The following is a 10,912-nucleotide window of genomic DNA, read 5'->3' on the forward strand; positions in this document are numbered from 1 at the left end:
TACCTAGGATACCCGCGGCCTGTCCTTTCAATTCCGTTCGCCCATCCAGGTCCACCATGTCGGGAGGAAGGAATTTATTCAAGTGCTCGAGTTGAAAGTCCTGCACATCGAAATAGACCACATCTTCCTGATCCTTACCGATACGTCCGGAGAGGTCGATGCTCTCAGTACCGTTGGATACTCTGGCCGTATCGATCTCCAGTTCTCCCTCATCATAGGTGAGCACAGAATATCCATCGGTCAGCCAATAGTCTCCGCTCATGATCATCTGGCTGGGATAGATGATGTTGACAATACTGTCGGGGCTATGGATGATGGATAAGGCCGAAACACTTCCTGAAGCGTCCTTATTGACAAGGGTCCAAGTGAGATCGGTCTCGATACTGTCCTCGTAGGCGATGAAGGTGTAGAAATTGTCAGTGAAGAGCAGACTGTCTCCCCATTGCATATCTCGGGTCTCCAAGGCTGTATACGCTACTTCATCTTGTTTGATCATCTCCAGATCGATACCCTGTATCCCCACGAAACGGTATCGCAAGCTATCCATTAGGAGACGCAGTGAGAAATCACCCTCAGGAGCATTGAGTCCTCCGCGCAGCGTGGTTCCGTTACCTATACGAGCGTCTGGGATGAATAGTCCGGTGAGGTCTTGCGTATTTTTCAGGTCTACCTGGAATGTGAGTCGACTCTGACCTGCTTCGTACTCATTATCAGGACCATAGATCGAGGGAATGACTTCATCGAACATGGCGAGAAAATCATTCTTCAGATCCTTGAACGCGAATTGCCCCCTCACCTGAGCATCCATCATATCGGACTGTAAGGTGAGCAAGCGCAGACTATCTTCATTACTGGCGGTAATTTTCAGATCGTCCAGGAAATACTCCTGCTCGCCCTTACAAAAACTCAAACTCTTGGCTACCACACTACCTTGGAACTCATCGATATCATCCCCTAAGAAGTCCGCCTCGAGCCAAGTGGTCATGCTTGTGGAATCCAATTGGGAGAAAAAGCCGAGACTCTGCATATCTGCTTGGAATATCTGTGCGGTGAATCGCAGGTGTGGCTCACTGCTCCTCAGGTCGACCAGTCCTTTGAAATCCATGTCGATCTCAGGTTGACTGATGGATAGAAAACCATTGAACAGGCGTTCTTCCAGCGTGCCATCTACTTCCAGATTGCGATAGGCATAGCCCCGGTAGGTCAATGATTCCACTTCCCCTTGTAGAACTGCACTCACAGATTCTCCATGACCAGAAAGATCTACTTCTAGATCGGAGGTCATCTTTCCTAGTTGATCGTTCTCAAGCAAGCGTCCAAGGTCCATATCCTTCAATCTCAATCGACCTGTGTAGGTGTTGTACTGCGCGTTCTCAGCTAAGAACACATTCATGTCCGCTTCAGCCCGTCCGAGTTCGGTGATGAGTATGCCATCTGCCAAGAAATCCTGAAGACTGCCGCGAAAATTACCCTTGAAATCTATCTGACCGAGACGAAAAGCCTCCTCAGGCAGTTTCTCCACACGTTCCTCCATTCCCGGCACCGGTAGATATCGTAGATCGGAAACGGTGGATCTCAAAGGATCTATCTCGACATCCATCCATAGTGAATCGAGCTCGGGTAGGCCTTTGATCACTCCATCGATACCTAGACGCGAAGTACGACCGAACTGCAGATCGGTATGAGAAAGGTGCAGATCGGACAAGCCTCCTTTCAACTCTGTGGTCACCAGCACACTCCCCTCCATGGATTCATAGCCTTTCACAAAGCGGCCGAGTTCAGCCAACTCCAGTCTGCTTTCTTGCAGTGAAATATCCAGAATGAGATCATCCGATCCAGTACGTCCGTAGTCTATGAGAAGGTCACCTTTAAGTACAGATGAACCCGTCATGAGATCCATGCTATCGACATCCAATCGCTCATCGTCCACAGTAATGCGGGCATTGAGAGATTTCATCTGTAATCCTGAAAGCTCATTCAGCTGTACATCGATCGCTTGGAAGGAAATCCCTTTCTCTATCAGATCGATCTGATCGAGCATGCCTGTGACACCTTTGAGGTGTAGGTCTGCAAAATCTATCCGGTCTGAGTCTTGGGGTGCCTTGTTCTTATCTTGATGAGATACATCCATGCCGAGCAGTTCTACCCGTTCAAGTTTGAAATCCCACGAGTTATCTGCAGCAGAATCCTTCTTCAGGTCATCGATGACGCGGGTGATATTGAGTTCATCCTCTCCTGAGTGCTTTTTCAAGTTCACCTGACCGTGCTCAAGCTTGAGCATCTCCAGATGAATCTTCTTATCCATGAGATGGAACAGCCCGATGTCCGTATACACTCGCTCAGCCTGGATCATCGTATCGGCATGATGGTCCAGTATAGTCACATGCAGAAGTTCCAAGGTCTCGAAAGGATTCAGATCGATGCTCCCTATACTGACTTGAACTCCCAAGGATCGGGTCAACTGATCGGAGATCTTTTCGGTCACGAGATCGTTTCCCCACTGCGTTTTCACAGCTAGGAAAAGGGATACTGCTGCAAGTAGAAGCAGCACCAGCAGCAGGACCGATATGCGTTTGAAGACCTTCTTCACTAAAATCTCTGAAAATACATGCTTAAACCATCTCTGCACTACTTTAGCCCGTGTACATGGAAAAGGACCGTATCATATTGGGAATCGAATCCTCCTGTGATGACACCGGAGCAGCTATCATGAAGAACGGCAAAATACTTGCCAACGTGATCGCGGATCAGAAGGTACATGCCAAGTATGGTGGCGTAGTGCCTGAACTGGCTTCACGGGCGCACCAGAAGAACATAGTTCCTACGGTGCAGATCGCACTGGAGGAAGCCGGTGTGAAAAAAGAAGAGCTTTCGGCTATAGCCTATACCAAAGGGCCCGGACTGATGGGCTCTCTCCTGGTAGGTACATCATTCGCCAAATCCATGGCCATGTCGCTGGGCATCCCTAGTATCGGAGTGGATCATATGCGCGGTCATATCTTTTCTCATTTCATCGACCAGGATCCTCCGCCTGCTTTTCCATTCCTATCCCTGGTAGTATCCGGTGGACACACCCAATTGGTCATGGTGCGGGGGCCTCATGACATGGAACTGATCGGAAAAACACTGGATGACGCAGCAGGTGAAGCATTTGACAAGACGGCCAAGATGCTTGGACTCCCCTATCCCGGAGGGCCGATCATCGACCGCAAGGCACGGTCAGGTACGGCCAGATTCTCATTCAACAAACCTCGTATCGAGGGCTTGGATATGAGTTTCAGCGGCCTGAAGACCTCTATCCTATACTTTCTGCGGGATGAAAAGGAGAAGGACCCCGGGTTTATCGAACAGCATATGGATGACATATGCGCTTCTGTACAATCGGTCATTACTGAGATCCTGATGGAAAAACTGGAGAAGGCCATCCGCATACATCGACCGCAAGAAATAGCTCTCGCGGGCGGTGTGGCGGCCAACTCCCAGATACGTGAAGCATTCGAGAAAATGGGGAAGACCATGGATATCAAGACGCACATTCCTCCCTTTAAATACTGCACAGATAATGCAGCTATGATCGCGATGGTGGGTGATATCGACTTAGGCCATGGACGGGTATCCTCTTTGGACACCGTTCCTATCACCAGTCAATCGATCGGATGAATCCATTGATGGCCTCCGCGGCTTGATGGAGAGCGGCAGGTAGCATTTCACTTTTGACAGGATACCTCGATCCTAGCGTATGGCCGCCATGAGGAATCAGCAAAAGGTGGGAATCAGAAAGTAACTCATTCAGGCGTCTCGCTTGATCCACTTCTACTACGCGGTCATCCTCACAATGGATGATGAGTGTCGGAACAGTCAATTCACTGGCCCTGCGCAATATGTCGTAGCGTGTTCGCTGTCGCTCGAAATCCTCCAGGAATTGCACATACATGGGCATCTGCTGTCCCGTTCGAGCATTGGGGATATGTATCACTCCTTGTTTGCGCCATTCGATGGTATCGTATCTCTCCATCCATAGAGGGATGTCGGTCACCGCATTGAGAGTGACCAAGGCCTTTACGCGATCATCTTCCAAGGCAGAGAGGATGGAGATACTCCCTCCCCGGCTATGGCCTATCAGGGCGATACGATCAGCAAGACCTTTTGAACTGAGGTAATCCAAGACCATGGAAACATTCTTGGCCTCCAGATCGAAGTTGTTCATTCCAAATGCTTCTAGGTCCGGAAAGTCGATCACTTGATCGGCCGTGCCTCCATTATGGCTCAGATTGAACTTGAAGAAGTTGTAGCCTCTTTGAGAAAAGAATTCGGCCAATTGATTCCAGTGCCCCCAGTCTTTGAATCCTTTGAATCCGTGGATCAGCACCAAGGACGGAGAGGGTGTATCCTGCAACCATGAATCCATGATGACCTCTTTACCTGAAATTTCTCCAATTATCTGGTCTACAGTTGATTTCATTAATTATATATACTTATCATTTAATCAAACTGTAGAGCAGAGAGGACATATTCAGGCGGCTATGTGTAAGGTAAATAATCCGGGGCGATTGAAACCGAAAGATAGATACAGCGTATAAAACAGTCGACAACTATTACTATAACCATGGACGTCAAACACATATGGCTTGTGCTGTTCATCTGCACAACTACCGCTTTCCAAGCCCAAGACCCTGTGCCATCCTATATGGCGACAGTTGAAGGTCATCTGGATAATTTCAATCCCAAGGCTGCTCTGGAGACTTTAGAATCAGCTCTACTTACGAATCCTCAGGATATGACTGCCCTTCTGATGAAGACAGATATTCTGATCGAGATGAACAAGGTGAAGGACGCTCAAGAGGTCCTGAATAAGGTATTCATTGTCGATGATCAGTATCCGCGTGCATTCTATGAGCGCGGTAAGCTCAAGTACCAGATGGGTCAGCGGGACAGTGCCATTCACTATCTGGATCTGGGTCTGGCCTATGACCCCGATAGCGATACCAAGGAGAGTATCTACAGCCTGAAGGGCATTGTTTATATGAGCCTGGACAAGTATAAACAAGCCGAAGAAATGCTTTATCAGGCATCCCGATGCAGCGAGGTAAGCTTGGAGACCATGAAGAATTTTGCGACCGTACTCTATGAGAACGGCAAACTGGATGAAGCGGTGATGATCCTCAAGGAAACGCTGGAGATATTCGGGAATCATCTCGAGACCTACATCAATACCGGATACCTGTGTAATATGGCCCATCAGTACGATGAAGCCCTGTACTTTTCAGGTAAAGCCTTGGAGATCGAGCCAGACAACCCCTATGCCCAAGCCAATATGGCCCTATCCTACTTGCGTACCGGTGACCTGAGCAAGGCCATCCAGTTGATAGATATATCTATACGGAACGATAATTCCAATTCATTTGCCCTGCGTGTGAAAGGGGAATGCCTCCTACAGATGCGTGAGAAAGCGAGAGCATGTAGAGCCTTCAGAAAGGCCATCAAGATGGGTTATACCGTACAGCACGAACAGACGGAGATCACCAAACTGATGGTGGAGAGTTGCGAGTGATCCAATTCAGAACAAGGTGATCTGACCTTCGCCTTTCTTCTCGTTAGGCTTCTTCCTAGATGAAGTCTCCGATTCCACATCGAATTCCACAGTGACCGCCTTTTCTGTAAGCTGATCCACTTTCAATCCCGATTTCTTCGATGTATCGGACTTTTTAGGCTCTGATGACTTCGGAGTCGATTTCGACACGGTTTCCTTTTTCGCTGAAACAGGTGCTGATGCTGGTACCGGCTCCTCTTGCTCATCTTCCTGCTCGATCAGCGCAAAGGACTTCGGTTTATCCGCGGTCAATCGATTCCCTGCAGCCGTAATGCCTTTCACACTGATCAATTCCTTCAAGAAGAAGGTCTCTTCCTCTTTCTTAGAACTGCGCTTGTCGTATTCCACTACCACTTCTGGATTCTCATAGGTGCTGGCGATGAACAGCTCAGAATCCGGATGATCCGTGATGAAGGAGATATTCTTAGAAGATGGCTCGGCCAAGAAACGCTTGACCATGTATCGCTCCTTCGTTCCATCATAGTAGATGACCGATATAGGACGCTCAGGTCGCCACTTCTCGATGATGAAGAGGTCATCATCGAAACGCAATGAGAGATCGGCCGATACCAGACGATAGTAGCCCTTGTCAGAGATGAGCAGGAGTCGATCATCCCCACCGAATCGACCGAGGAATTTGCCTCGTCCATCCACATTCAACCTGCGGGTGACCTCATCCATCCAGATCTTGCGTGCTGCGAGGGTGGACTCTCCTTTCTCTTTGAGCTCCACCTTGGATACCAGATGTTTGGTGAGGATATTCCCTTTCACTCCACGGCTCTTGATGGCCAGTTCGGAGAAATCGAAATCGAATCGGAGATTTTTGAGCTTCGGTCTGGGACGTAGGCGGATGTTGATCACCTCCGACTCACCGTTCGGATTGGCGGAGAAATAGAGCACCCGGGACCCTTTCTTCCCTTTGGTCAGGTCATACTCCTTATCGCGGGTGACCCCGGTCACATTGAAGCGTTTCACCAGGCTCGGCCCTGCACTTCCATCTTGGTAGACCATGTGGTAAACAGTACGTGCATCCCCTTTCTTCCAGACGGCTACATGAAGGATGTCCTTGCCTACGAATTTCTTGGTGTCCACCTTGGTCACCGTCATCACGCCATCCCTTCGGAATACGATGATGTCATCGATGTCCGAGCATTCGGATACGAATTCATCCTTTTTAAGACCATACCCGATGAATCCCTCCTTGCGGTTGACGTAGAGCTTCTTATTGGCCACTACCACCTTGGTGGCCACGATATTATCAAAGGTGCGTATCTCGGTCTTGCGCTCTCTTCCTTTACCGAACTCCTTCTTCAGGTCCTTGTAATAGGCGATAGCGAAGTCCACCAGATGGTCCAGATCGTGCTGAACGGCCTTCAACTGCTCTTCGAGTTTCTTGAGATTCTCCTCGGCCTTGTTTGAATCGAACTTGGAGATACGTTTGATCTTGATCTCGGTCAAGCGTACGATATCCTCATCGGTGACATCGCGGTCGAGCTTGATCACCCCTTTGGCGCGCGATTTCCTTCCAGGCGTACTCACGTATTTGTGGATGCCCTTATCGATGGCGCTCATCACGCCTTCCCAAGTCTCTTCCTCCTCGATATCGCGATAGATACGCTTCTCGATGAATATCTTCTCTAGACTGGCGAAGTGCCATTGCTCTTGAAGCTCGCGCTGCTTGATCTTGAGTTCGAGCTCGAGCAGGTCCTTGGTGTGATCGACCGAGTACTTGAGTATCTCGGAGACTCCTAGGAAATGCGGTTTGTCATCCAGAATGACACAGGCATTGGGCGAGATGGACACCTCACAGTCTGTAAAGGCGTACAGCGCATCGATCATCTTATCCGGTGAGGTACCAGAAGGCAGATGAACTACGATCTCAGCATGTTCGGCCGTATTGTCCTCGATCTTCTTGACCTTGATCTTGCCCTTATCATTGGCCTTGAGGATGGAGTCGATCAGGCTACTGGTCGTGGTTCCGAAGGGAATCTCATGGATGATCAAGGTCTTGGCATCCTCCTTACGGATACGTGCACGTACTCTGATCTTTCCACCCCGTTTTCCATCGTTGTAATTGGAGAAGTCGGCCATCCCACCGTTGAGGAAATCCGGATAGATGGACTTGCCCTTGCCTCTGAGATAGGCGATAGAGGCATCGATGATCTCATTGAAATTATGTGGTAGGAGTTTACAGGCCAGTCCCACCGCGATCCCTTCCACCCCTTGGGCGAGAAGGAGCGGGAATTTCATAGGTAAGGTCTCAGGCTCCTTGTTCCTACCATCATAGCTGAGCAGCCAGTGGGTGGTCTTGGGATTGAAGGCCACCTTCTTGGCGAACTTGCTGAGTCGCACCTCAATGTATCTGGGTGCGGCCGCTCGGTCACCGGTGAGGGTGTTTCCCCAGTTCCCTTGGCAATCGAACATGAGTTCTTTCTGCCCGATCTGTACCATGGCATCTCCGATGGAGGCATCCCCGTGCGGGTGATACTTCATGGTATTACCGATGGCATTGGCCACTTTATGGAAGCGTCCATCGTCCAGTTCCCACAGGGAGTGCAGTATCCTGCGCTGTACAGGCTTGAGCCCGTCATGCAGGTGCGGAACGGCCCGTTCCAATATCACATAGGAGGCGTAGTCCAAGAACCACTCCTCATACATGCCACTGATCTTGACGATGGATTCGTCTGCGTGATCGGTCGACTGCTCGGAGGATTCTTCTGCTTCTCCGGTCCCTTCGTTCTCAGGTAGTATATTCTCTTCTTCCTCAGCCATTTATAGCCATTCTATAATTCTCACTAGGCGCTTGCAGCTTCCAGCTCAGCGTCTTCTTCTTCCTCCGCCTCATCCTTCTCGACCTTGAGATTCTCTATGATGTACTCTTGACGGTCCGGGGTATTCTTACCCATGTAGAATTTGAGCAGACTCTCCAGATTGGAATCCGAGTCGATCACGACAGGTTCCAATCGGATATCATCCCCGATGAAGTACTTGAACTCATCCGGAGATATCTCACCCAGCCCTTTGAAGCGGGTGATCTCTGTACGGCCACTGAGCGCTTCGAGCGCTTCACGTTTCTCGGCCTCACTGTAGCAATACCGTGTCTCCTTCTTATTCCTCACCCGGAAGAGCGGGGTCTGAAGGATGTAGAGATGCTGTGCCTTCACCAGGTCGGGGAAGAACTGGATGAAGAAGGTCATCAAGAGCAGACGGATATGCATCCCATCCACATCAGCATCGGTCGCGATGACCACCTTGTTGTAGCGCAGGTTCTCCAGACCGTCCTCGATATTGAGGGCCGCTTGTATGAGATTGAATTCCTCGTTCTCATAGACCACCTTTTTGGTGAGTCCATAGGAATTCAGGGGCTTCCCTTTCAATGAGAATACGGCCTGTGTATTCACGTTGCGGCACTTGGTGATCGATCCACTGGCCGAGTCTCCCTCTGTGATGAAGATGGTGGTTTCTGTGGACTTCTCGGTCTGTTTGTTGTCATTCAGATGCAGCCGACAGTCGCGTAGTTTCTTATTGTGCAGGTTGGCCTTCTTGGCACGTTCGCGGGCCAGTTTGCGGATACCGGCCATATCCTTGCGCTCGCGCTCGCTCTGCTTGATCTTCTTCTCGATGGCCTCGGCCGCCTCGGGATTCTTGTGCAGGTAGTTGTCGAGGTCCTTTTTGAGGAAATCACCGATGAATGCGCGTATGGATTTGCCTTTGGGTTCGATCTCGGTAGAGCCGAGCTTGGTCTTGGTCTGACTCTCGAACACCGGCTCCATCACCTTGATACTCACCGCTGCTACAATAGAACTACGGATATCTGTAGGCTCGTAATTCTTGCCATAGAATTCCTTGATCGTCCGGGCGACCGCCTCTCTGAAGGCGCCTTGATGGGTACCTCCTTGGGTGGTATGCTGGCCATTGACAAAGGAGTAGTATTCCTCACCGTAGGCTTGGGTATGCGTGAATGCCACCTCTATATCCTCCCCTCTCAAGTGGATGATGGGATAGAGCGGGGCGGAACTCATGCGGTCCTCCAACAGGTCTTTCAGGCCATTCTCACTGTAGTAGCGCGTACTGTTGTACCAGATGCTCAGTCCGGGATTGAGATAGCAGTAGTTCTTGATCAATCGGATGACGTGATCCGACTTGTAGACATAGCTCTTGAATATGTTCTCATCCGGAGTGAATCGGATGCGTGTACCGTTGCGCTCATCGGTCTTGGCCAGTCGCTCATCCTTGCGTAGCTCTCCCGTATCGAACTCGGCTCGCTTCACCTTCCCATCGCGGAAGCTCTCCACGAGGAAATGTCCAGAAAGGGCATTGACGGCCTTGGTACCTACTCCATTGAGCCCTACGGATTTCTTGAAGGCCTTGGAGTCGTATTTACCTCCGGTATTGATCTTGGATACACAGTCGATGACCTTACCGAGCGGAATACCGCGGCCGTAGTCCCTCACGGTGACACTACCGTCCTTGATCTGCACCTCGACCTTCTTCCCGTGCCCCATGACGAACTCGTCAATGGAGTTGTCGATCACCTCTTTGAGCAGGATGTAGATCCCGTCATCGTAAGAGTTTCCGTTGCCCAGTTTACCGATGTACATACCCGGACGCATCCGGATGTGTTCTTTCCAATCGAGGGAGCGGATATTATCCTCTGTGTATGTCACTTTCTGCGCTGCCATTGCTTCTCTAGAGCCCTTATTTTCTATAAGAACGGGTGAAATTATCAATAAACATAGGGGTTTCAGGCCCTAGTTCACCCATTTTATCAACAATGACGGGGCTTACAGAGCCATTATAGAACGAGAAAAGCACCTCTGTAAGGTGCTTCTCTAAAACATTATCCGAAATCTCGATCTATCCCAGATTGGGAATCACCAATTGCTGGCCTGGATGGATGAGATCCGGGTTCTTCAACTGATCGGTGTTGGCCTCGAAGATCTGCTTGTACTTCATGGGGTCGCGATAGTAGTGCTTTGCAATGAGGCTCAGGGACTCTCCGCTTTTGACCGTGTGCTTGTGGTAGTAGTTCGTATTGGCCACTTTGATATCGGCTTCGATGTCGGAAGGGCTCTCCCCACCTGCACGTTTGATCTCGTCCCACATCTTATCCTTCTGGTACTGTGTTTCTGCGACTCCACCTATACGCAGTCTGCCGGGCTCTTCTTCCACGTAGCCGTCTTTGACCTCGAACTCCTTTCCTAGATCGAGGACCTTTTCATATTTTGCTTTTAAAGACATGTCTTTACAGTTTGAAAATGTGTTTGTATAGCTGTGAAAATAGGCTTTTATGCTCAAGATGAGCACCTTGACTTATCCACC

At 49.8% G+C, this 10,912-nt stretch carries 7 protein-coding genes; 2 read left to right on the forward strand and 5 right to left on the reverse strand.

Going from position 1 to position 10,912, the window contains the following annotated elements; translation table 11 throughout:
• Nucleotides 1-2,590: AsmA family protein (locus HKN79_02805; protein ID NNC82480.1), on the reverse strand; the 2,590-nt coding region annotated here is incomplete at its 3' end.
• A gap of 56 nt (nucleotides 2,591-2,646) precedes the next feature.
• On the opposite strand from HKN79_02805, the gene tsaD reads away from it, so the two are divergent.
• Complete coding sequence (gene tsaD / locus HKN79_02810) at nucleotides 2,647-3,660, forward strand: tRNA (adenosine(37)-N6)-threonylcarbamoyltransferase complex transferase subunit TsaD (GenBank protein ID NNC82481.1); 1,014 nt, start codon at nucleotides 2,647-2,649, stop codon at nucleotides 3,658-3,660.
• Here tsaD and HKN79_02815 read toward each other — a convergent pair.
• On the reverse strand, nucleotides 3,638-4,462 hold the full coding sequence (locus tag HKN79_02815) for an alpha/beta fold hydrolase (GenBank protein ID NNC82482.1): 825 nt from the start codon (nucleotides 4,460-4,462) through the stop codon (nucleotides 3,638-3,640). The two genes, tsaD and HKN79_02815, sit on opposite strands and share 23 nt — an antisense overlap.
• Nucleotides 4,463-4,606: 144 nt before the next feature.
• Between HKN79_02815 and HKN79_02820 the strand changes: the two genes are divergently transcribed.
• Nucleotides 4,607-5,551, forward strand: coding sequence for a tetratricopeptide repeat protein (locus HKN79_02820; GenBank protein ID NNC82483.1), 945 nt, complete (start codon nucleotides 4,607-4,609; stop codon nucleotides 5,549-5,551).
• A 6-nt stretch (nucleotides 5,552-5,557) separates the two neighbouring features.
• On the opposite strand, the gene HKN79_02825 is transcribed toward HKN79_02820, so the two are convergent.
• From HKN79_02825 to HKN79_02835, 3 genes are all read right to left on the reverse strand, one after another.
• The gene (locus tag HKN79_02825; GenBank protein ID NNC82484.1) at nucleotides 5,558-8,362 is read right to left on the reverse strand and encodes a DNA gyrase/topoisomerase IV subunit A; all 2,805 of its coding nucleotides are present in this window, start codon (nucleotides 8,360-8,362) and stop codon (nucleotides 5,558-5,560) included.
• A 23-nt stretch (nucleotides 8,363-8,385) separates the two neighbouring features.
• Nucleotides 8,386-10,272 carry a type IIA DNA topoisomerase subunit B gene (locus HKN79_02830; GenBank protein ID NNC82485.1) on the reverse strand — a complete coding sequence of 629 codons (1,887 nt, stop codon included), beginning with the start codon at nucleotides 10,270-10,272 and terminating at the stop codon, nucleotides 8,386-8,388.
• A gap of 175 nt (nucleotides 10,273-10,447) precedes the next feature.
• Nucleotides 10,448-10,831: a LysM peptidoglycan-binding domain-containing protein gene (locus HKN79_02835; GenBank protein ID NNC82486.1), complete on the reverse strand. Its 384-nt coding sequence runs from the start codon at nucleotides 10,829-10,831 to the stop codon at nucleotides 10,448-10,450.
• Between the last annotated feature and the right edge of the window lie 81 nt (nucleotides 10,832-10,912).

This window comes from Flavobacteriales bacterium (assembly GCA_013001705.1).
Taxonomy (GTDB): domain Bacteria; phylum Bacteroidota; class Bacteroidia; order Flavobacteriales_D; family JABDKJ01; genus JABDLZ01.